We start from the raw sequence: 21,830 nt of genomic DNA on the forward strand, positions 1-21,830 counted from the left end.
GCAGGCCGGGCAGGTGATCGAAAGCCGGGGCCTGCGGCACGTGTTTTGTGCTTCCGCCGGTGTGCACTACGATTGCCCTGATGCCGGATTGGCGGAATTGGTAGACGCGGAGCACTCAAAATGCTCTATCGCAAGATGTGCGGGTTCGAGTCCCGCATCCGGTACACAGACGAAGTCTCGGGACATCGCGTGAACGATGTCCCGAGACTTTTTGCTTCGGCGCCGGAACAGCCCCACTTCCGCACGGGGCACAGCGGGGCTGTTCCGGCTCAGCTCGCCGAGGAAGCGGCCGCGGATCAGAAACCCGGTTCGGTGACCTTGCCGTAGCCGGCTTCGGGATGGCTGAAGATCTGATTGTCGTCCCGATACGCCGGCGCGCGGCCCTTTATCGCGTCCCCCAGCTTGTGCACGCGCAGAGCGTTGGTCGAACCGGGCAGCCCCGGTGGGGATCCCGCCACGATGACGCAGTAGTCGCCTTCTTCGGCCATGCCCTCGCCCAGCAGAATTTCGTCAGTCTGCCGGGCCATCTGGTCGGTGTGGCTGACTTCGTTGACGAGGATTGTTTCGACACCCCAGGTGAGCGCCAGCTGATGACGCACCTTGACATCGGGGGTGAATGCCAGAAGCTGCAGCGGTGCGCGCAGCCGTGACATGCGGCGAACCGAGTCGCCCGTCTGGGTGAAAACGCACATGTGGTCGATGTCGAGGTCATGGGCAACCTGCACTGCCGCCGCGGTGATCGCTCCGCCGCGGGTCTTCGGTTCGCTGCCCAATTCGGGCACCAAGTGCAGGCCCTGCTGTTCGGAGGACTCGATGATGCGCGCCATGGTGCGCACTGCGTCTAGCCAGTGCTGACCGATCGAGGTTTCGCCGGAGAGCATGAGCGCGTCAGCTCCGTCGAACACGGCATTGGCGCAATCCGAGGCTTCAGCACGGGTGGGCCGGGGCTCTTCGATCATCGATTCGAGCATCTGAGTGGCCACGATGACGGGTTTGGCCTCACGGCGGCACTTGGCAATGGCCTTTTTCTGCACGAGTGGAACCTGTTCGAGCGGCACTTCAACGCCCAGGTCACCGCGAGCCACCATAAGGCCGTCAAAGGCGTCAACGATCTCATCGAGCTTCTCTACCGCCTGCGGCTTTTCCAGTTTGGCGATCACGGGGATGTGAATTCCCTCGTCGTCCATGATTGACCGAATGTACTCGGCGTCGGCGGCGTCGCGCACAAAGGACAGTGCCACCCAGTCAACGCCCATGCGCAGACCGAAGCGGAGGTCTTTGATGTCCTTTTCGGTCATCGCCGGCACCGAAACGGCAACACCGGGCAGGTTGACGCCCTTGTGGTCAGACAGGTAGCCGGGCACTTCAACTTCGACCAGGATGTCGGTTTCGCCGACTTCGACAGCGCGCAGGCGCACGCGGCCATCGTCAACCAGCAGAGGATCGCCCACACTGACGTCGCCGGGCAGGCCCTGGTACGTGGTCGAGATGCGCTCGACAGTTCCTTCGACGTCTTCAGTTGTGATTGTGAACTGCTGGCCGCGTTCAAAATAGTGCTTCTGGCCGTCGGCAAAAGTGCCCAAGCGGATCTTAGGTCCCTGCAGGTCCATAAGGACCGCAACCGGCCGTCCCGTGTCGTTTGCCGCTTCGCGCACCCAGCCGTACAGGCGTTTGTGGTCAGCGTGAGTGCCGTGGGAGAAGTTGAAGCGGAGGACATCGACTCCGGCATCGATTATGGCGCGAATGTCTTCGTAGGTTTTCTGAGCAGGTCCGAGGGTCGCAACGATCTTGGCTAGCCGCATGGTTCCACCCTAGTCGAATGTCGTCCCCGGTGAGAGCTCCACCGCAGATCAATCAGCTTTCGCGCTGCTCATCCTCGCGTTTGCGCACCTGTGGAATGATCGAAATCGTCGATGTGACAGCCCCGAAGTAGCCGAACGACCGACCCGATACCGGAAGTTCAGCTGTTTCGGGGTCGGCAATCACCGGCAGTGTGTGCGTGACGGGTCCGAACCCGATCTCCTGGCCGCCGTCGGCCTGCAGGGGCAGCGCGGAGGTCTCAGTCGAAGGCCCGCTCGGCTGGGTGTCGGGAGCACCCGATGATCCGCTCAGGGTGATGTCCGGGTTGAAATCGGGGTGCCGAAGTCGCGACACGGCCAGCAGAACGGCTCCCAGCACGAACACCAGGATGGACGTCCACACATTGAGCCGCAGGCCCAGAATGTGCTCGGCGGTGTCGATGCGCAGCGCCTCGATCCACACGCGACCGAGCGTGTAATAGCAGATGTATGCAAAGAACACCTGACCGTGATCCAGGCGGAACCGCCTGCCCAGCCAAATGAGCAGCAGAGCACCCAGAATGTTCCAGACTGATTCGTACAGGAACGTCGGGTGGAACAGCGTGCCCTCTGGGATGGCGGGATCCGGCCAGTTGGGGTTGGGGCGGCCGTTGAGCACCCGGTCGATCTGCAGACCCCACGGAAGCCTGGTCGGAGCGCCGAAGAGCTCCTGGTTGAACCAGTTCCCCCATCGTCCGATCCCCTGTGCCAGGAGCAGGCCGGGAGCTGCCGCATCGAGGAAGGCCCCGAACCGGATGTCGAGCCTGCGCGCTGCAAAGTAGGCAGCCAGCACACCCAGGGCGACAGCGCCCCAAATGCCCAGTCCGCCGTTCCAGATGTAGAGTGCCGCGACCGGATTGCCGCCCGGTCCGAAGTACGGGTCGGGGGTAGAGAACACGTGGTAGAGGCGACCGCCGATGATGCCAGCCGGGATCGCCCACATGGCAATCGTCCACAGGTCATCGGAATCTCCGCCTCGTGCAGTCCACCTGCGGTTCGTCAGCCACAGGGCCACAAAGATCCCGGCGATGATGCACAGAGCGTAGGCGTGGATCGTCAGAGGGCCGAACGAAAAGCCCTGCCACGTCGGTGAGGGAATAGCCGCCTGATATGTCACGAGCGGACCGTGCCTTCGCTCAGTTCTTCAGCAAGTCGGCCGACCGCGGCCGAACCGCCCTCATCGAGAGCCCGCACCAGTGCGGAGCCGACGATCACACCGTCAGCATAGGCGGCAACCTCGGCGGCTTGTTCGCGATTCGACACACCCAGGCCCACGCACACGTGCTCGGCACCGGCCTCGCGCACGCGGCTGACGAGGCCTTCCGCGTGTGAGTCCACCTGATCGCGGGTTCCGGTCACGCCCATAGTCGAAGCGGCGTAGACGAAACCGCGCGACCGAGAGCTGATGAGAGCGAGCCGTTCGGGAGTTGAGGACGGTGCGGCGAGGAAGATCCTGTCAAGGCCGTGTGCGTCCGAAGCGGCGTCCCAGGCTGCGCAGTCATCCGGAAGCAGATCCGGGGTGATGATGCCATGGCCCCCTGCCGATGCGAGGTCACGTGAGTAGGCTTCGACGCCGTACTGCAGGATCAGATTCCAGTAGCTCATGACGACGGGAACGGCCCCGGCGCTCGCCGCCGCTTCGACAGCGCGCAGCGAATCGGAAACGCGCACGCCGCCGCGCAGGGCAGCATCGGCTGCCCGCTGGATGACCGGTCCGTCCATCCCGGGATCGGTGTACGGGATGCCGATTTCAATGATGTCGGCCCCACCCCGAGCCAGTTCGCCGATGGCCTCAAGTGAGCCCGGAACGTCAGGGAAGCCGACCGGCAGGTAGCCCACGAGGGCAGCCCGGCCGTCATTCTTGGTCTGTGTCAGGACTTCAGCCGTGCTCATACCTGGACTGCTCCTTCGTCGATGTAGTCAAACCACCGGGCTGCGGTGGTCATGTCTTTGTCACCGCGCCCTGACAGGCTCACGACGATAACAGCGTCTTCTCCGAGTTCCCTGCCGATTTTCATTGCGCCGGCAAGCGCGTGCGAGCTTTCGATGGCGGGGATGATCCCCTCGGTGCGGGCAAGCAGGCGAAAGGCCTCCATGGCTTCGTCATCGACGATCGGCCGGTATTCAGCTCGCCCGGAATCGTTGAGGTAGGAGTGTTCGGGCCCCACGGACGGATAGTCCAGTCCAGCAGACACAGAGTGCGAAGGCAGGGTCTGCCCATCTTCGTCCTGCAGAATGTAGGTGGCAGAGCCGTGCAGAACACCCGGCCTGCCGCCGGAGAATCGAGCTGCGTGACGGCCCGTGTCGACTCCGTCGCCGCCTGCTTCGAAACCGTACAGGCGGACGTTTTCGTCGCCGATGAAGGCCGCGAAGATGCCCATGGCGTTCGAGCCGCCTCCCACACAGGCGCATACGGCGTCCGGCAGGCGGCCTGCCTGCTGCTGGATCTGTTCGCGGGCTTCATCCGAAATGACCCGCTGGAAGCTTCGCACCATGGCGGGGAACGGGTGGGGTCCGGCTACTGTGCCGATCATGTAGTGCGTCGTTTCAACGTTCGCAACCCAGTCGCGCATGGCTTCGTTCATAGCGTCTTTGAGCGTGCGCGTTCCCGTGCGCACGGGAACCACCTCTGCGCCGAGAAGGCGCATGCGAGCCACGTTGAGCGACTGTCGCTGAGTGTCTTCTTCACCCATGTACACGGTGCACTCAAGGCCGAACAGCGCAGCAGCAGTCGCTGCGGCCACGCCGTGCTGGCCCGCGCCGGTTTCGGCTATGACCCGCGTCTTGCCCATTCGCGCCGTCAGCAGAGCCTGCCCGAGCACGTTGTTGATTTTGTGTGAGCCCGTGTGATTGAGGTCCTCGCGTTTGAGGAAGATGCGAGCCCCGCCGCAGTGCTGACCGAAGCGCGGCGCTTCCGTCAGCAGGCTGGGACGACCCGTGTACTCAAGCTGCAGTCGAGTCAGCTCTTCCGAGAACTGGGGGTCGACCATGGCTTTGCGCCAGGCTTCCTCAATCTGCTCGAGAGCGGGCACGAGGGCTTCTGGGAAGAAGCGTCCGCCGAACTCACCGAAGTACGGACCGGCTTCTGCTGCTGGGATTTCGGGCATAGTCACTTCCGTTCTGTGTGCGCGGTTTCGGGGCCGAAGGCGCCTGCGCGCGGGCGGCTTGCTTTGGGTGTGCGGCTGGTGGCGGTCAGCGCTGTGCGCGGCCAGCGCGGGTGAACTCGGCCACCTTGGCCTGCGGGTCGCCGTGCTTCACGAGTGCTTCGCCGACGAGCACCAGGTCTGCACCCGCCGCGGCGTAGAGTTCGACTTCAGCGCTCGTGGCCACACCGCTTTCGGCGACCAAGTGCGTGTGCCCTCTGGCTTGCGCCGCCAGCGGTGCAAAGCGGGCCGGGTCGACCGACAGGTCTTTGAGGTTGCGGGTGTTCACACCGAGCACCTTCGCGCCGAGCGCTGTGGCACGAACGATTTCTTTGCTCGTGTGCGCTTCGACGAGGACGGCCATGCCGAGTTCGTGTGCGAGATCGTACAGGCGGCGCATCTGGGAGTCATCGAGGGCTGCGACGATCAGCAGGATGATGTCTGCGCCGTAGGCCCGGGCCTCGTACACCTGGTATTCGTCGACCATGAAGTCCTTGCGCAGCAGCGGAACGTCCACGCGGGCGCGCACGGCTGCGAAGTCCGCCAGGCTGCCGCCGAAGCGGCGCTCTTCCGTCAGCACCGAAATGGCTGCCGCTCCCCCGGATTCATAGGCCGCGGCGAGCTCAGACGGGTCGGCAATGTCGGCCAGTGCGCCCTTGGAGGGCGACGAGCGCTTGACTTCGCAGATCAGCCCGAACTGCTCCGGCGCAAAAGAGCGCGCAGGGGCTGCTGCCGCTGCGCGCTCTTTTATCTGCTCGAGGTCGACACGAGCGCGGCGTTCTTCGAGGTCCTCGCGAACCCCGTCGATGATGTCACCGAGGACTGTCAACGCTGCAGGGTGTTGCGGTGAATCTTCGGTCCAAGGCCGGCCTTGACCAGGACCGGGCCGACAACCGCGCCGAGCACGACGAGTGCACAGCCGACGAAGAACAGCGCCCAGCCGCTGGTGTTGACGATAAGGGTGCCGATGCCGGCGACGGCAACACCGACGAACACGAGGATGACGCCGATCCACGCGCCTACGGAGTGCATGTGGCCAGGGTCCTGAATTGCTTCGTAGTCGATGCTCGACTTGTCGAGGTCGGGGGCTCCGTTGCGGTACTTGGTCTTAGACATTGTGCTCCTTCATTCTGCTGTCAGGATTCTCTCACGAAAGGCCGAGTCGCTGACAATCGGCTCGCCACTGTCGGCAGATCATCTGATGTCGTCAGGGTCTTCTCCCCGCGACAGCGCGTCCCAGGCGGCGGCTGGGTCGTCGTCAGGATGGGCTTCACCCTCAGCGGTTCCCGCTCGTTCGAATTTCTGGCTGGTGCGCCATTGATCGCGGCCGAAGCCGACAAACCCCGCGGCGGCAGCCGCTGCCAAGCCGGCCACCACGGCCGTCCATGCCCAGGGTGTGGCATCTTGGCCAAGCGCGATGCCAAGGCTCGCACCGGCGTAGCCGAACCCCAACAGCACCATGAGGATGCCGGTGATTCTGCGGCCGAGCGTGCCCAGCATCGCCAGCAGCAGAGCCGTGACCGCAAATGCCGCCGCCTGTGCTGCAAGGACGGGCGAACCCCCACCTTCGGAGGCGGCGGGTTCCCCATTGGCCACACCTGCCGGACCGGTGCTGCCCGCTGGAGTCAGCATCACGAGTTCACGCGTCGAAATGAACCACAGGATCCCGGCGATCACCAGCAGCAGAAGAACGGACCGGCCGCGGGTCATGCGCGCTCCTCGCGTCCTTTGAGGTCTTCCGCTGAGCCTGCTGCCCGCAGCGCCTGCGCGGCAGCGGCCGAATTGAGCACGGATGCGGCCTTGGAGCGCGTTTCCTGATACTCGGCTTCCGGTGCAGAGTCAGCAACCACACCGGCCCCAGCGTAGACGGCAATGACGCCGTCCTTGAGGACTCCTGTGCGAATGGCGATTGCCATGTCGAGGTCCCCGGCGAACGACAAGTAGCCGACAACACCGCCGTACAGTCCGCGTCCGACCGGTTCGAGTTCGTCGATCAGCTGCAGCGCCCGGGGCTTCGGCGCACCCGAAAGCGTGCCCGCTGGAAATGCCGCGCGGATGACGTCCATGCAGTCGACGCCGTCGCGCAGTGTGCCGGTCACGGTCGATTCGATGTGCATGATGTGGCTGTAGCGTGCGATTTCCATGAACTCTGCGACGTCCACAGTTCCCGGCCGACACACTTTTGCAAGGTCGTTGCGCGCCAGATCTACCAGCATGATGTGTTCGGAGCGCTCTTTCGCATCGCCGATGAGCTCTTCGGCCAGCCGCCGGTCTTCGGCTTCGGTCTTGCCCCGGGGGCGCGAACCTGCAATCGGATGTGTGAGGACTTCTCGGTCCTTCACGGTCACGAGCGCCTCGGGTGACGAGCCTATGACGCTGAACGGCTCGCCCTCGGAGTTTTCGATGTCGAGCAGGTACATGTACGAGCTGGGGTTGGTTCGCCGCAGCACGCGGTAGATGTCGAGCGCCGATGCCGAGGTGTCGCTTTCGAAGCGCTGTCCGGGCACAACTTGGAACACGTCGCCGCGGCGGATGTGCTCTTTTGCGGCTTCGACGGTGGTGAGGAAGTCTTCGTGCTCCGTGTGCGATCGCACTGTCGGCTCCGGCCAGTCGAGTGTTGAAATGACCGGTGTGCGCGGGGAGTTGAGATCGTGCAGCATGGCGTCGATCCTGCTGCGCCCGTTCTCGTAGGCCTGCTCGATCCGCTCAGGGGATCCGTCGGCGTTGAGCACGTTGGCCACGAGAGTGATTTCTGCGGTGTAGTGGTCGAACACCACGACGTCACCGGGGATCGACAGGTGGATCTCGGGGATGTTCGAGACGGCGTGCGGACCATCGGCGAGCTTTTCAAAGCGACGGACCGCGTCCCAGCCGATGTAGCCCACAAGCGACGATGTCATCGGAGGCATATCAACCGGGGGCGGGCTCTTGAGCAGACTGAGCACGTGCGAAATGCCCTCCAGCGGATCGCCGCCTGTCGGTGCACCCGCGGGGACCGTGCCGTGCCAGGTCAGTTCGCCGCCGCGCTGTGCGGTCAGCGTCGACAGGGGGCTGCGTCCCACAAAGGAGTAGCGCTGCCAGGATCCCTGCGAAGCTGATTCCAGCAGGAACGCGCCCGGGCGGCCGTGGGCAACAGCCCGGTAGATCGACATCGGGGTTTCCCCGTCGCCGAGAACTTTCGCGGTGACGGGAACGACCCGGTGATGTTTGCCGAGTTCGCGGAATTCACTGAGCGGCGTGATCATCCATCCTCCTGTCAGAAAAGCACGACGGCGTGTTCGTGTGGCAGGCAGCCCCCGTCTGGCGCACTTCGTACAGAACCGTGTCACCGTCACAGTCGTGGCTGACTCGTACGACCTGCTGTGCGTGGCCAGAGGTTTCGCCCTTCACCCAGTACTCCGCGCGGGAACGCGACCAGTACGTGGCTCTTCCCGTGGCCAGTGTGCGGCGCACCGCCTCGGCATCGACCCAGGCGAGCATGAGCACTTCGCGAGTGTCGTACTCCTGAACGACGGCAGGCAGAAGACCATCGGCGCCATAGCGCAGGTCGTCGGGTCCCCAAACGTCGGTCATCGAACTTCGATGCCCTCTGTGCGCAGAGCGTCTTTCACATCGGCAATTGTGAATGTTCCGTAGTGGAAGACCGAGGCGGCCAAAACCGCATCTGCTCCGGCTCGCACGGCGGGTGCGAAGTGCTCGAGCTTGCCTGCACCACCGGATGCGATGAGCGGAACCGTGATATGCGGGCGCACGTGGCGAATGAGTTCGAGATCGAAGCCCTCCTTGGTGCCGTCGGCGTCCATGGAGTTCAGCAGGACTTCGCCCACGCCGCGCTCCTGGGCTTCGCGTACCCACTCAAGCGCGTCCAGGCCCGTTCCCTTCTTGCCGCCGTGGGTTGTGACCTCATAGCCAGAGGCGGTTTCGCCGCGGCGCACATCGGCAGACAACACGAGAACCTGCGAACCGAAGCGGTCGACGATCTCGCCGATCACCTCGGGCCGGGCGATGGCGGCGGTGTTGATCGACGCTTTGTCAGCTCCACAGCGCAGCAGCCGATCGACGTCTTCGGCGGTGCGGACTCCCCCGCCGACGGTCAGCGGAATGAAAACCTGTTCAGCGGTCTTCTTGACCGCGTCGTACAGGGTTTCGCGGTTCGAACTGGAAGCTCCGATGTCGAGGAACGTCAGTTCGTCTGCTCCGCCGTCGCCGTAGCGGGCAGCGAGTTCAACCGGGTCGCCCACGTCCTGCAGACCCTTGAAGTTCACACCCTTGACGACACGCCCGCCGTCAACGTCAAGGCACGGAATGATGCGCACGGCAGGCATTACACACCCAGCTTTCGGTAGCGGTCGATCCGCTGGTAGCGGCGGCGCGAAGGATGGACGCGCATGAGGTTGATGATTTCGTATTCCAGCGTCTGAGCCACGCGCTCGGAGAATTCACGCGGTTCGGCAGCGGCGTTGGGCTTCTCGGCGATGACTCTGTCGACGATTCCGTGTTCAACGAGCTTTTCGCAGTGCACCTGCTGGGCCTGTGCCATGTCAGCGGCGTAGTCCTTTGTCCGGTGCACGATTGCCGAAGCGCCTTCTGGCGGCAGCGGAGACAGCCAGCCGTTTTCTGCGCTGAGCACGCGATCGGCGGGGATGAGAGCCAAGGCTCCGCCGCCGGATCCCTCACCGAGGATGACCGACACCGTCGGTGCTTTCAGGGCAATGAGATCGGACAGAGACCGGGCGATTTCACCGGCGAGGCCGCCTTCTTCAGCATCCTTGGACAGAGCCGCACCCGGGGTGTCGATGACGGTGACCAGCGGAATGTGCAGTTCATCAGCCAGGCGCATACCGCGGCGAGCCTCCCGCAGGGCCGCCGGGCCCATGGGCTCGTATTTGCGCTGTCCGCGGCGGTCCTGTCCCAGCACAATGCAGGGGGCCGAACCGAACGTGGCCAGCGCAAGAATCATGCCGCGGTCCTTCTCACCCTGACCGGTTCCGTTCAGCGGCAGCACATTGCGCGCCCCGTAGCGCAGCAGTTCGCGTACTCCGGGACGGTTGTCATCGCGCGAGGCGGTGATGATGTCCCAAGCGTTGGTGCCGCTGGGCATCGGGTCGGGCGAGGTGTCGGGATTGTCCACCGGGGCCGGAACCTCGAGTGCGCCCATGAGGACGTCGAGGGCTTTCGCTGCGGTTTCTGCCAGCCGCTCAGGCCCCATGACGGCATCCACCAGGCCGCGCCGGTGGAGGTTGTCGCCGGTCTGCACGTTGGTTGGGAAGGGCTCACCGTAGAGCTCTTCGTACACGCGCGGGCCGAGAAAGCCCACGAGCGCGCCCGGTTCGGCGACTGAGAAGTGCCCGAGTGAACCCCACGATGCGAACACTCCGCCCGTGGTGGGGTGGCGCAGGTACACGAGGATCGGCAGACCGGCTTTGCGGTGATCGTTGACTGCGGCGGTGATCTTCACCATCGACAGGAAGGCGACCGTACCCTCCTGCATGCGCGTACCGCCGGAAGCGGGCCCAGCCAGCAGCGGCAGGCCCTCGGCTGTCGCCCGCTCGACGGCGGCAGTCAGGCGCTCAGCTGCGGCAATGCCGATTGAACCGGCAAGAAAGCGGAACTCGCTGGCCACAATGGCCACGCGACGACCGCGCACACGGCCTTCGCCGGTGAGGATCGCTTCGTCAGCCCCGGATTTTTCGGAGGCTGCGGCAAGTTCAGCCGCGTATTCTTCGGAGATCCCGGCCGCCGGTGTGATCGGTTCGGTGTCCCAGGATTCGAATGTTCCCTCATCGACGACGAGGTCAATGAGTTCGCGAGCGGAGTAGCGCTTCGTCATGATTCACCGTCCAACCAGGCGCGGATGGCCTCGGAGTCGGCGTTGAGGACAGGAGGTGCTTTGTGGTCGGCGAACGTCGTTTCGACTTCGCCGGCTTCGCCTCCGTCGAAGAAGCGCAGCACCGGCCCTGCCAGGTCCATGTCGCCGACAACCGGGTGGTCGACGGTGATCTTCAGGCCCTGTGAGAGCGCCTGATCCCAGCTGTAGACTTCGTCAATCGTGCGGACGACACCGGCGGGAATTCCCGCTTCGCTGAGCTTCGCGAGGGCTTCTGCGGAATCGAGGTCCGCAAAAGCGCCTTCAACGGCGGCTGTCACGGCTTCGCGATTCTTCACGCGCGCGTCGTTGTCGGCCATGCCCTCAGCTTCGGGGTCAAGGCCGAAGGCGCTGCAGAACTTCTGCCACAGCGACTGGTTGCCCACCGACATCTGGACCGCACCCCCCTCGCCGCCCTTGCAGCGGAAGAGGCCGTAGGGCGATAGCGCCGAGTGGTGGTTGCCGTTGGGCTTGGGTGTCACACCGCCGACGAGCTGCGAAGTGGCCTGGAAGGCGTGCACGCCGACAATTCCAGCAATGAGCGAGGTGCGCACGATCTTGCCCCTGCCGGTCCTTTCGCGCTCAAGCAGAGCCGCCAGGACTCCGAGGGTTCCGTTGATGCCGCCCAGGAGGTCGCCGATCGGCACGCCGACCCGCTGGAAGTCGTCCGGGCCCGAACCCGTGACCGACATGAGCCCCGCCTCGCCCTGGGCGATCTGGTCGTAGCCGGCACGACCGCCTTCGGGACCGTCGTGGCCGAAACCGGTGATGGACAGGATCACAAGGCGCGGGTTGAGCTCCAGACAGCGCTGCGTGGAGAAGCCCAGACGATCCATAACCCCGGTGCGGAAGTTCTCGATGAGAACGTCGGCGCGCTTGATCAGCTCTTCGAGGACGTGCTGGCCGTCCTCGCTTTTGAGATCCAGCGCGATGGATTCCTTATTCCGGTTGCACGCCAGGAAGTATGTGGCCTGCTTTTGGTCTTCGGGACCCACGTACTGCGGTCCCCAGCTGCGGGTGTCATCACCGCTGGCGGGGTTTTCCACTTTGATGACCCGCGCGCCGAGGTCACCGAAGATCTGGCCTGCGTGAGGGCCGGCCAAAGCGCGGGATAGGTCTACGACGGTGTAGCCGTTGAGTGGTCCTTGCGACATGTCAGTCCTTCCTGGTGTGACAGCCGTCGGCGTCGGTGCTGACGGCCGATATCAGATACGACAGGCGTCGATGCGGCTGACGAGGATCGCCCGCGCGCCAACGCTGTAGAGCTTGTCCATGAGAGTGTGCTGTTCAGCCGAGGGCACCATGGCCCGCACGGCGAACCAGCCGCGGTCGTGCAGGGTCGAAACGGTTGGGCTTTCGAAGCCCGGGGTGATGCTGATGGCCGCTTCGAGGTTTTCTTCGGCGACGTCGTAGTCGATGAGCACGTAGTCGCGGGCGACGATGACGCTTTCCAGGCGGCGCAGCAGAATATCGGTTCTGAGTTCGATCTGCTCGGGGTCTTCTGCTTCGCGCGGCGGTCCGTCCCGACCTATGAGCACTCCCTCGGAGCGCAGAATCGGCTCCCCTATAGTCTCCAGTCCCGCAGCCCGCAGGGTGGTGCCGGTTTCGACAACATCTGCGATCGCGTCGGCAACACCCAGCTGGATCGACACTTCGACAGCGCCGTCCAGCGGCACGATCGAGGCGCTCATGCCCCGCTGGGCGAGGTCCTGCTCAACGAGTTCCGGGTACGAGGTCGCAATGCTCTTGCCGTCCAGTTCGCGCGTGTTGGCAAAAGCACCGGCCGGGCCGGCGTAGTGGAATCGCGAGGCGCCGAAGCCAAGCGACATGATCTCTTTGGCTTCCGCACCGGATTCGAGCAGGAGATCACGACCGGTGATGCCGATGTCAAGGATTCCTCGCCCGATGTACACCGCGATGTCGCGCGGACGCAGGTAGAAGAACTCGATTTCGTTGACGTTGTCAGTGTGAGCCAGCGTCTTCGCGTTCGACCGCAGCGAATAGCCCGCGGCGCGGAGCATTTCCGTGGCTTTTTCTGACAGGGATCCCTTGTTCGGGACTGCGACTCTGAGCACGGGGCCTTCCTTACAGGTACCGGTAGATGTCTTCGGGGGTCAGTCCGCGTGCGAGCATCATGACCTGCAGGTGGTAGATCGCCTGGGAGATCTCTTCGGCCAGTTCGCTGTCGGACTGGTATTCGGCGGCCATCCACACCTCGGCGGCCTCTTCGACGACCTTCTTTCCGATCTGGTGCACTCCGGCGTCGAGTTCGGCCACGGTCGAGGACCCTTCCGGGCGGGTCTGCGCTTTGTTCTTCAATTCGGCAAAAAGCTCGTCAAAGGTCTTCACGCTGTCAGATTAGTACACGCCTCGTGCCGTATGTGCCGCGGCTCGCTGTGCGAGAATCACAGCTGCTCACACCCGAGGTGCCCTCGGCTCAGACGGCCTCGTCACCGTGGATTGTGGCAGCGGCCGATGACGGCGACGATATTGTCTGCCTTGACCGCTTGGCCCAGTCGCGCATGCCCATGAGCACCATGATGAGGAAGATGAAGTAGACGATCCCGGAAAAGAGCAGTCCGCCCATAACGGCCAGCGGGATTCCCACGAGGTCGACAGCCAACCACACGAACCAGAATTCGACGATCGCCCTGCCCTGCGCGTACATCGCAGCGAGCGAGCCGATGAAGATGTACGCGTCCGGATAGGGGTTCCAGGACCAGTCCCCCAGTTTCAGCACGGTGCCGAAAACAGCGGTGCCCACAATGAGCGCGGCAAGGAGAACAGCGCGCTCTTTCCACGTTGCCCAGCGAACCTCAATCGAGCCGGTTTCGCTCTTCGACTTCTGCCACGTGCTCCACCCCCACACGGCTGCGGCGATGATGACCACCTGGCGGCTGGCGTTGCCTCCCAGGTGCGCTGACAGGGACGCGCTGAGCAGAAGCAGGGAACCCAGAATCTGCACCGGCCAGGACCACACGCTGCGTTTGAGCGCAAGGCCCACCGTCAGCAGGGCGAAGACATTGCCGATGAGGTCTGACCACGGGACGGCCTTGCCCGCCAGCCAGAAGGCGGGCGTGTTGAGGATTCCGAAGAGGTCTGTCAGCAAGCGTGCTCTCCCGCAAGTTCGCGCAGACGCGCAATCTGCGCGGCCGGGCTGTCGGCACCGTATACGGCTGAGCCGGCCACGAAGACATCCGCCCCGGCCTCTGCGGCACGGCCTATGGTCTGCTCCGAGATTCCCCCGTCGACCTGAACTGTCAGTTCGAGATTGGCCGCCGAGATCGCATCGCGGATCCGCTGGATCTTCGGCAGGCACACGTCGAGAAACTTCTGTCCGCCGAAGCCCGGCTCAACGGTCATGATGAGCACCTGATCGAACTCTCCGAGCAGGTCGATGAGCGGTTCGACCGGGGTGGCCGGTTTGACTGCGACGGATGCCTTTGCGCCCAAACGTCGAAGTTCGCGGGCGGTGCGCACCGGAGCAGCCGATGCTTCCAGGTGGAAGGTCACTGACTCACAGCCCATTTCGGCGTAGACCGGGGCGTGCCTGTCGGCATCGGCGATCATGAGGTGCATGTCCAACGGGATGGGCGAAACGGCCTGGATCCGCTCTACAACGGGCGGACCGAAGGTGAGGTTGGGCACGAAGTGGTTGTCCATGACGTCGACGTGCGCCATGTCGGCATCGGCGATTCGGGCCAGTTCGCTATCGAACTGGGCGAAGTCACAGGACAGGATGCTGGGGTTGATGGAAATCGACACGGGTGTCCTCTCAGGCTGGACGGCGGATGAGGCAGACGAACATTCCGTCGGTTTCGTGCACGTGAGGCCACAGCTGGGCTGCTGTGCCGTCGCCCACGGCGGACGATGCGAAGCTTTCGGCAGGCTGTCGCGTCACCCGGGCCATATGGTCGGGTGTGTTGAGAATCTGGGCCTCGGGAGTGTTTTCGGCGAAGGCGCGGACCACGTCAAGGGTTTCGTGCCGGTGGGGTGAACACGTGGAGTATGCGATGACCCCGCCGGGCGCACACGCCTGCCACGCCGCACGAAGCAGTTCGTCCTGCAGCGGCCGCAGTGTCTGCACGTCTTCGGCGCTGCGCCGCCACCGCGCTTCCGGCCTGCGCCGCAGCGCACCCAGACCGGAGCATGGAACGTCAACGAGAACCCGGGTGAAGTCCCCGGGGTAGGCCTCGGCGAATTCCCGCCCGTCGGCTTTGAAGACTTCGACCGTGTCAGCAAAAGCGCGCGTGCTGTCTACCACGAGGTCGGCTCGGTGCCCGGAGGCGTCGAGCGCTGTCACGGGTGTGTTCCGCTGTGCTGCCGTTGCCGCCAGCACAGCGGTTTTGCCCCCGGGACCTGCGCACATGTCCAGCCATTCCCCGTCTGGGGCGGTGGCTTCGAGCAGTGTGAGCGCTGTCAGCTGCGAGCCTTCGTCTTGCACGCGGGCGCGCCCGGCGCGCACCGCTTCGAGGTTTCCCGGGTCGCCGCGGTCGAGAACAGCGCCCAGGGGCGACAGTTCGGTCGGCGTTCCGGGAAGTTCGCTGCGATCAAGGCCGGGCAGCGCGGTCAGCACAACGGGGGCGGGAACGTTGTGCGATTGCAGCAGCAGATCGATTTCGGATGCGCTGCGCCCGTGAGCGGTGAGCGCCTCTTCAAGGGCGGTGACAATCCAGGCCGGGTGAGAGTACCGCAGGGATTTCGCCTGTGTTTCGGCCAGGCCCGCACTGACTGCCGCAAGCCAGTCGTCATAGCTGCGCTCACCGATCCGACGCAGGACGGCGTTGACGATGCCTGCCGCCCTCGGCAGCGACTGTTTGATGACGGCGACTGTTTCGCCGACCGCCGCGTGGTCGGGAACGCGCATTGCCAAAAGCTGGTGTGCGCCCATCCGCATGGCATTGACCACGGGCGCTTCAAGGCTGTCGACTTTTCGGGATGCGGCTTCGGCGATGATCGCGTCGTACAGGCCGCGGGCTCGCAGTGTGCCGTAGGTCAGTTCAGTAGCCAGGGCGGCGTCGTCTGCCCGCAGGCGCGTGCGCTCAATCTTGCGCGGCAGCAGGAGGTTTGCATAGGCGTCGTCTTCGTCTACGGCGACGAGCACCTCCCAGGCGAGAATGCGGGCGAGATTTGCCTTCTGTCGGTTGTTCCTCCCTCGGCTGCGACGAGCGTCGGGGCGACTCATTCAACGTCTCCCAGGTCAAAGCGAACATCCGGGTTGCCGCGCAGGAAGTCAGCTGCGGCCATGCGCTGCTTGCCGAACGGCTGGACAGTCGGGGCGAATACGGGATGGCTGCCGGTGCCGATGAGCATGCCGCCGTCAGCACTGGCGACCCGTCCCGGTTCGAGTGCGCCGTCTGCGGCTTGGAGCGGACCCAGTTTGGCTCTCTTGCCGTTGATTGTGCTCCACGGTCCCGGAGCCGGCGAGGTGCCGCGGGAGCGTGCGATGAGCTGTTCGGCTGGGCGCCGGAAGTCCAGGTGGGCATCAGCGGCGGTGATCTTGGGTGCGAGTGTGCCCTCATGCGGCTGAGGGGTGAACTGTGCGGTGCCGTTTTCCACGGCTGTGAGCGCATCAGCCAGAACCGCCGCTCCCCTGTCCGCGTAGTCGACAAGGGCTGCACCTGCGTCAGCGTGGTCGAGCGGCAGTTCGAGGGCACTGACAATATCGCCGGTGTCCATACCCTCATCAAGCCGAAACACGGTGACACCGGAAGAGGTGTGCCCGTCGATGAGAGCACGCTGCACGGGAGCGGCGCCCCGATAGTCGGGCAGCAGCGAAAAGTGCAGGTTGTACCAGCCCAGGCGGGCGGCCGCGAGAGATCGGGGGCCGGCCAGCGCTCCGTAGGCGACGACTGCCACGGCATCGACTTCGAGTTCTTCGATCTGCGTGACGGCGTCGCCGACCAGGCGGCTGGCCTCAATGACGGGCAGGCCGAGTTCCTGTGCGGCGATCTTGACCGGACTGGGCGTCAGAACGCGTTTGCGCCCAAGGGGTGCATCGGGACGGGTGAGCACGGCTGCCACGCTGTGCTGCGAGGCCACCGCGCGCAAGGAGGGAACAGCGGGTTCCGGGGTGCCGGCAAACAGGATTCTCACGCCGCTCAGTCTAGTGGGCGGCAGCTGTCACAGAGCGTCGGGATCGTCCATGCGGACGCGAATCTGCGCGTCACCCCGCATGGACCGGGCTGCGGTTTCGGCGGCCAAGTGCTCAGACAGGGTGTTGCCGGTTGCGGCCGGAATGCCGATAACCGCGGTGACGACGGACTCATCGACATCGTCACCGGGTCGGGTGAAGCGGGAACGAGGCGGGCCGTCGCGCAGTTCGTACAGGCGTGCGCCGAACTGATCACAGCAGGCTTCTGAAACGTCTTCGACCGCGCTGCGGGCACCTGTCACCTCGGCTGTTCGCCAGGCCGGCGGGAAGCCGGCCTGCGTTCGATCGGCGGCTTCCGCTGCAGCGTAGACATCGGGATCCCAGCGGGTCAGGGTCCGCACAACATCGGGATCGTCGTCGAGTATGAGCACCCGACCGCCTGCGCGAGACGAGCGAACCATGCCCGCGGCCCGCATGCGCCGGGCAATTGCCCTGTCTGTCGCCCTGAGAACCGGACCGGGCCACAGCGTGTCAAGAAGAACCGCTGCCGCGTATCCGCCATCCACATAAGGCTCGGCACCCGTCGAGGCAACAACGATGTCAGCAGGATCGTCAAGCCGGGAAAACACTCTGCTGCCGCCGGAGCGCACAACGCTGAAGCCGGGAAATGCCCGGCCGAGCTGCGCGTGAATGCCGTCGAGACCGGCGCTGTGGAAGCTGAAGCGCCGACTGCGGCAACTGCGGCAGGACAGGTGCTCGATGTGCCACCCGCAGCGCGAGCAGGCGAAGGGGCCCTCCGGCCCCGCCGCACTCAGCGGGGCTTCGCACGACGGGCAGAGAGCAGGACTGCGGCACGCCGCACACGTCAGAAACGTCGAATAGCCGGTCCGCGGAACCTGCACGAGCACAGGCCCAACAGCGGCATCGCTTTTCGCACGCCCCAGCGCAGCGCGGATGACGCTGAAGACCGCATCCGGCAGCTGGGTCAGGTCACTGACGCTGCGCTGAGTCTGCGGGCAGAAGACTACCGGGGCACCGTCGCGTCGCTCCTGGCGAGAAGTCTGCAGCTGCCCCACCCAGCCGGAGTCGATGAGGAACTGCACGTCGACTGTGCGCGTGCGGTCAACAAACAGCAAAGCGGCACCGGATTGACGGACCCTCTCCTGCAACACAAAGCGCGCATGAACGTACGGTGCGCGCCCAAAAAGATAAGAGTCATTGCCGTCGTCGAACATCTGAATGAGCCCGAGGTCCTGCAGGGGTGCAAAGGCTGCCGCCTGTGTGCCCAGAACCATGCGCGACCGTCCGGTCAGCACGCGAACCCACGCGGCCCATCGTGCTTCTGGACCCTGGTCAGCGCTGAGAACAGAAGTGAACTCAGCAAGCCTCCCGAGCCGACGCTTGACGGCTTCGAGTTCCCGGTAGTCCGGGACGAGCCACAGCACGGTCCGCCCCGCGGCAATCACCCCGGCAGCAGCCTCAAGCCCGAAGCGCACCCAATCGAGACCTCCGGAATCTCCCGGAAGCACCGTGTAGGCACCACGCGGGCCCGGTGGGAACTCAGACGACTCAGACGAACCCGCGTTCTCAGCCCACGAATGCAGTGCCGCAAGGAAATCGGCTTCTGCAGCTGGGGCCGTGTCGGCCTGTGTCGACTCCGAAACGGCGCGGGCGGCCTCAGCTGCCAGTGCTGGATCACCGGGAGCAGATTTCAGAACGCTCTTTTCGCCCCTGGCGTGGCGTGCGGGCACACCCAGTCTGACAACATCGGCCGTTGTTCCGGCAAAGCGCGCGGCAACAGCCCTGCACAGGCCGTACAGCTGCTCACCCAGCACAGGCAGCGGCGAAACAACAGAGGCCAGCGGCGCAAGCTCGCCGTCGACATCGGTCGTATCTGTGCGCTGCACAATGAAACCCGACAGCCTGCGCCCAGAGAACCGGACGCGGACGCGAGCCCCGACGACCGCCTCGGTTTCCTGCTCTTCGGTCACCGCATAGTCGAACAGCCGATCCAGGTGCGGAAGCGGTGATTCCAACAGGACGCGCGCCACGGGACGGTCCGCCGCAGGCTGTGCACCGCCGCGGATCCTCAAGCGAGGCTCCTCAGCGTCTGTGAACAGCTGAGCGTCGTCCACAGCGCTCAGCTGAAATAGGACTTCAGAGCATCGGCGCGGTCGGTGTTCTCCCACGTGAAGTCGGCGTCTTCGCGACCGAAGTGGCCGTAGGTTGAGGTTTTGCGGTAAATGGGCCGGTTGAGGTCGAGTTCGTCGATGATGGCCGCCGGCCGCAGGTCGAAGACGTCCCGAACCGCGTCAGCCAGCTTCACCGGGTCAACCGTGCTGGTGCCGAAGGTCTCGACGTACAGGCCGACGGGACTGGCAGCGCCGATTGCATAGGCGACCTGGACTTCGGCGCGGTCGGCCAGGCCGGCGGCGACAAGGTTCTTGGCCACCCAGCGGGTTGCGTAGGCACCGGAGCGGTCGACTTTCGAGGGGTCCTTGCCGGAGAACGCACCGCCGCCGTGCCGGGCAAAGCCGCCGTAGGTGTCCACGATGATCTTCCGCCCGGTCAGACCGGCATCCCCCATGGGGCCGCCGGTGATGAACGGCCCGGCGGGGTTGATGAAGTAGTTGGTCTTGGTGGTGTCAAGACCGGATTCTTCCAGCACGGGATCGACCACGTGCGTGCGGATGTCCTGGGCGAGCTCGGCGTGTGTGACAGTCTCGTCATGCTGTGTAGACAGGACAACAGCTTCGACAGACACCGCCGCGTCGCCGTCGTAGCCGACCGTGACCTGGGATTTTCCATCGGGCCGCAGATAGGGCAGAGTGCCGGACTTGCGGACTGCGGTGAGTCGTTCGGTCAGACGATGCGACCAGTAGATGGGCGTGGGCATGAGAGTGGGCGTCGAATTGTCCGCGTAGCCGAACATGAGGCCCTGGTCGCCAGCACCCAGAGCGCTGTACAGGTCCGTTGTGCCCGACCGCGCTTCGAGGGAGCGCGTCACACCCGACGAGATGTCGTTCGACTGGGCGCCGATCGACAGGGAAACACCGCAGGTGTGCCCGTCAAAGCCCTTCGCTGAAGAGTCATAGCCGATGTCGGTGATGACGTCGCGCACCAGCTGAGCAATGTCAGCGTAGCCAGAGGTTGTCACCTCGCCGGCGACGTGCACCAGGCCGGTGGTGACCATCGTTTCGACGGCCACGCGGGCCCGACGGTCCTGTTCGAGAAGGGCATCGAGCACGGCATCGCTGATCTGATCGCAGATCTTGTCCGGGTGGCCCTCAGTTACGGATTCAGAGGTGAATTGACGAAGTTCAGACACGCTTCAATCCTATTCGACCGCGTGCTTGGCGATCGTGTCCATGACAGAAACCGACACATCGGCCTTGTCTCCGGTGAACTCTCCGAGCCCCACAGCCCCCGTGTCGGTCAGGGCGAGCACTTCGACGCTCGTGGTGTTGTGGCCGAAGGTCTTGCCGCCGGACACATCGTTGAAAACCAAAAGGTCGCAGCCCTTGCGCACGATCTTCTGCCGAGCCATTTCCGCGGCAGGAGTTTCCGGGCTGCCCGTTTCCGCGGCAAAGCCGACGATGGTCTGGCCTTCGCGCCGATTTTCAACAAGACCGGCGAGGATGTCGGGGTTCTGCACGAGTTCGATGGTCAGACCGGCATCGCCGTCTTTTTTCATCTTGTGGCCTGCCGTCTGGGCCGGACGGTAGTCCGCCACAGCGGCTGCCATGATGACGATGTCTGCTTGTGGGGCCTGCTCGCGGCACACGCTTTCCAGCTGTGCTGTCGTTTCGACTTCCCGAATGTCAATGCCGGTCGGCAGGGACGCAAGGATCGACGAATCGATATTGGCCGACGCCAAACAAACCTCAGCGCCGGCCCTGTGGGCTGCGGCAGCAAGCGCTGCGCCCTGTTTGCCGGATGACCGATTGCCCAGGAAGCGCACCGGATCGAGTGGTTCGCGGGTGCCGCCGGCGCTGATGAACACTCGGCGCCCGGCAAGGAGTCCGCTGGCTGGTTGGGCAGCGGCTTCGCGGTGGACGGACAGGGCGAAGTCGACGATCTCCTGCGGTTCCGGCAGCCGTCCGGGACCGGAGTCCGCTCCGGTCAGGCGACCGGAAGCAGGTTCCAGGACGTGCACTCCGCGACTGCGGAGAACGATGACGTTGTCGACGGTTGCCGGGTTGAACCACATCTCGGTGTGCATTGCGGGGGCAACCACGACCGGTGCGGTGGTCGTCAGAACCGTGGCGGTCAGAAGATCGTCGGCAATGCCGGCGCGGATGCGCGCCAGGCTGTCTGCCGTTGCCGGTGCAATGAGCACGAGGTCGGCTTCTTGGCCGATGAGTACGTGCTCGACATCTTCAACGCGTGTGAAGACATCCGTCTGCACGGCTTGGCCGGACAGCGCCTCCCACGTGGGCGCGCCGACAAAGCGCAGGGCGCTTTCGGTGGGAACAACGCGAACGCTGTGCCCTGCCTCTTTCAGAATCCTGACAATATGAGCCGCTTTGTACGCGGCAATGCCCCCGGTGACGCCGAGAACGATGTTCACAGTGCGTCGGGGTCCAAGCTGAAGTCGAACTCTTCGGCGAGAGCTTCTTCCTGAGCGAGTTCTTCGGGGCTGGCCTCACGGCTGACGAGCTTGCCCTCATTGATTTCGCGCAGGGCGATCGACAGCGGCTTTTCGCCGGCTTCCGGGGTCACGAGCGGACCGACGTTCTCCAGCAGTCCGTCCTGCAGCTGTGCGTAGTACGAATTGATCTGGCGGGCGCGGCGGGATGCTTCGATGACGAGTTCGTACTTCGACGGCGTCACATTGAGCAGATCGTCGATCGGCGGATTGGTGATGCCTTCGGGGTTAGCAGTCAAGA

Annotated in this window: 22 protein-coding genes and 1 tRNA gene; 1 reads left to right on the forward strand and 22 read right to left on the reverse strand. The window is 64.5% G+C overall.

The window, feature by feature from the left end; translation table 11 throughout:
• Positions 1–82 precede the first annotated feature (82 nt).
• A tRNA-Leu gene (locus GC119_RS02095) sits at positions 83–164 on the forward strand.
• 132 nt (positions 165–296) lie between these two features.
• Here the strand turns inward: GC119_RS02095 and pyk are convergent.
• The 22 genes from pyk to rpoZ all read right to left on the reverse strand — a co-directional run bounded on the left by pyk (position 297) and on the right by rpoZ (position 21,828).
• Positions 297–1,802: a pyruvate kinase gene (pyk, locus tag GC119_RS02100; protein ID WP_070776872.1), complete on the reverse strand. Its 1,506-nt coding sequence runs from the start codon at positions 1,800–1,802 to the stop codon at positions 297–299.
• A 52-nt stretch (positions 1,803–1,854) separates the two neighbouring features.
• Entirely contained in the window at positions 1,855–2,955 is a 1,101-nt protein-coding gene (gene lgt / locus GC119_RS02105) for a prolipoprotein diacylglyceryl transferase (protein WP_151952315.1), read from the reverse strand.
• Positions 2,952–3,731, reverse strand: coding sequence for a tryptophan synthase subunit alpha (gene trpA, locus GC119_RS02110; RefSeq protein WP_151952316.1), 780 nt, complete (start codon positions 3,729–3,731; stop codon positions 2,952–2,954). The genes lgt and trpA overlap by 4 nt, the downstream gene beginning before the upstream one ends.
• Entirely contained in the window at positions 3,728–4,945 is a 1,218-nt protein-coding gene (trpB, locus tag GC119_RS02115) for a tryptophan synthase subunit beta (RefSeq protein WP_151952317.1), read from the reverse strand. Before trpB ends, trpA begins: the two co-directional genes overlap by 4 nt.
• Before the next feature lie 85 nt (positions 4,946–5,030).
• On the reverse strand, positions 5,031–5,810 hold the full coding sequence (gene trpC, locus GC119_RS02120; RefSeq protein ID WP_070572589.1) for an indole-3-glycerol phosphate synthase TrpC: 780 nt from the start codon (positions 5,808–5,810) through the stop codon (positions 5,031–5,033).
• The gene (locus tag GC119_RS02125) at positions 5,807–6,097 is read right to left on the reverse strand and encodes an HGxxPAAW family protein (protein ID WP_083304032.1); all 291 of its coding nucleotides are present in this window, start codon (positions 6,095–6,097) and stop codon (positions 5,807–5,809) included. The genes trpC and GC119_RS02125 overlap by 4 nt, the downstream gene beginning before the upstream one ends.
• Positions 6,098–6,175: 78 nt before the next feature.
• On the reverse strand, positions 6,176–6,691 hold the full coding sequence (locus GC119_RS02130) for a Trp biosynthesis-associated membrane protein (RefSeq protein ID WP_070572587.1): 516 nt from the start codon (positions 6,689–6,691) through the stop codon (positions 6,176–6,178).
• Positions 6,688–8,226 (reverse strand): anthranilate synthase component I, encoded by a 1,539-nt coding sequence (locus GC119_RS02135; protein ID WP_151952318.1) that lies wholly within the window; start codon positions 8,224–8,226, stop codon positions 6,688–6,690. Before GC119_RS02135 ends, GC119_RS02130 begins: the two co-directional genes overlap by 4 nt.
• A complete protein-coding gene (gene hisI / locus GC119_RS02140; protein ID WP_070572584.1) occupies positions 8,207–8,554 on the reverse strand; it encodes a phosphoribosyl-AMP cyclohydrolase in 348 nt (115 codons plus the stop codon). Before hisI ends, GC119_RS02135 begins: the two co-directional genes overlap by 20 nt.
• Positions 8,551–9,306, reverse strand: coding sequence for an imidazole glycerol phosphate synthase subunit HisF (gene hisF, locus GC119_RS02145; protein WP_070572582.1), 756 nt, complete (start codon positions 9,304–9,306; stop codon positions 8,551–8,553). The genes hisI and hisF overlap by 4 nt, the downstream gene beginning before the upstream one ends.
• On the reverse strand, positions 9,306–10,811 hold the full coding sequence (locus GC119_RS02150) for a carboxyl transferase domain-containing protein (RefSeq protein WP_151952319.1): 1,506 nt from the start codon (positions 10,809–10,811) through the stop codon (positions 9,306–9,308). Before GC119_RS02150 ends, hisF begins: the two co-directional genes overlap by 1 nt.
• A complete protein-coding gene (locus GC119_RS02155; protein WP_151952320.1) occupies positions 10,808–12,001 on the reverse strand; it encodes a CaiB/BaiF CoA transferase family protein in 1,194 nt (397 codons plus the stop codon). Before GC119_RS02155 ends, GC119_RS02150 begins: the two co-directional genes overlap by 4 nt.
• Positions 12,002–12,052: 51 nt before the next feature.
• Positions 12,053–12,922 carry an ATP phosphoribosyltransferase gene (gene hisG / locus GC119_RS02160; RefSeq protein ID WP_070572576.1) on the reverse strand — a complete coding sequence of 290 codons (870 nt, stop codon included), beginning with the start codon at positions 12,920–12,922 and terminating at the stop codon, positions 12,053–12,055.
• Positions 12,923–12,932: 10 nt separating this feature from the next.
• Entirely contained in the window at positions 12,933–13,196 is a 264-nt protein-coding gene (locus GC119_RS02165) for a phosphoribosyl-ATP diphosphatase (RefSeq protein WP_070572575.1), read from the reverse strand.
• An 88-nt stretch (positions 13,197–13,284) separates the two neighbouring features.
• Positions 13,285–13,956 carry a nicotinamide mononucleotide transporter family protein gene (locus GC119_RS02170; protein ID WP_070572573.1) on the reverse strand — a complete coding sequence of 224 codons (672 nt, stop codon included), beginning with the start codon at positions 13,954–13,956 and terminating at the stop codon, positions 13,285–13,287.
• Positions 13,950–14,612 carry a ribulose-phosphate 3-epimerase gene (gene rpe / locus GC119_RS02175; RefSeq protein WP_151952321.1) on the reverse strand — a complete coding sequence of 221 codons (663 nt, stop codon included), beginning with the start codon at positions 14,610–14,612 and terminating at the stop codon, positions 13,950–13,952. Before rpe ends, GC119_RS02170 begins: the two co-directional genes overlap by 7 nt.
• A gap of 10 nt (positions 14,613–14,622) precedes the next feature.
• Positions 14,623–16,032, reverse strand: coding sequence for an RsmB/NOP family class I SAM-dependent RNA methyltransferase (locus tag GC119_RS02180; RefSeq protein WP_151952322.1), 1,410 nt, complete (start codon positions 16,030–16,032; stop codon positions 14,623–14,625).
• Complete coding sequence (locus tag GC119_RS02185) at positions 16,029–16,943, reverse strand: methionyl-tRNA formyltransferase (RefSeq protein ID WP_070776862.1); 915 nt, start codon at positions 16,941–16,943, stop codon at positions 16,029–16,031. Before GC119_RS02185 ends, GC119_RS02180 begins: the two co-directional genes overlap by 4 nt.
• Before the next feature lie 27 nt (positions 16,944–16,970).
• Positions 16,971–19,076, reverse strand: a complete 2,106-nt coding sequence (locus GC119_RS02190) for a hypothetical protein (RefSeq protein WP_083304031.1) — start codon at positions 19,074–19,076, stop codon at positions 16,971–16,973.
• Positions 19,077–19,081: 5 nt separating this feature from the next.
• Positions 19,082–20,269, reverse strand: coding sequence for a methionine adenosyltransferase (gene metK / locus GC119_RS02195; protein WP_070572566.1), 1,188 nt, complete (start codon positions 20,267–20,269; stop codon positions 19,082–19,084).
• 9 nt (positions 20,270–20,278) lie between these two features.
• Complete coding sequence (gene coaBC, locus GC119_RS02200; RefSeq protein WP_070572564.1) at positions 20,279–21,511, reverse strand: bifunctional phosphopantothenoylcysteine decarboxylase/phosphopantothenate--cysteine ligase CoaBC; 1,233 nt, start codon at positions 21,509–21,511, stop codon at positions 20,279–20,281.
• Complete coding sequence (gene rpoZ / locus GC119_RS02205) at positions 21,508–21,828, reverse strand: DNA-directed RNA polymerase subunit omega (protein WP_226829178.1); 321 nt, start codon at positions 21,826–21,828, stop codon at positions 21,508–21,510. Before rpoZ ends, coaBC begins: the two co-directional genes overlap by 4 nt.
• Positions 21,829–21,830: the final 2 nt, after the last annotated feature.

The organism is Brevibacterium sp. Marseille-P9724 (assembly GCF_902500275.1).
GTDB lineage: Bacteria > Actinomycetota > Actinomycetes > Actinomycetales > Brevibacteriaceae > Brevibacterium.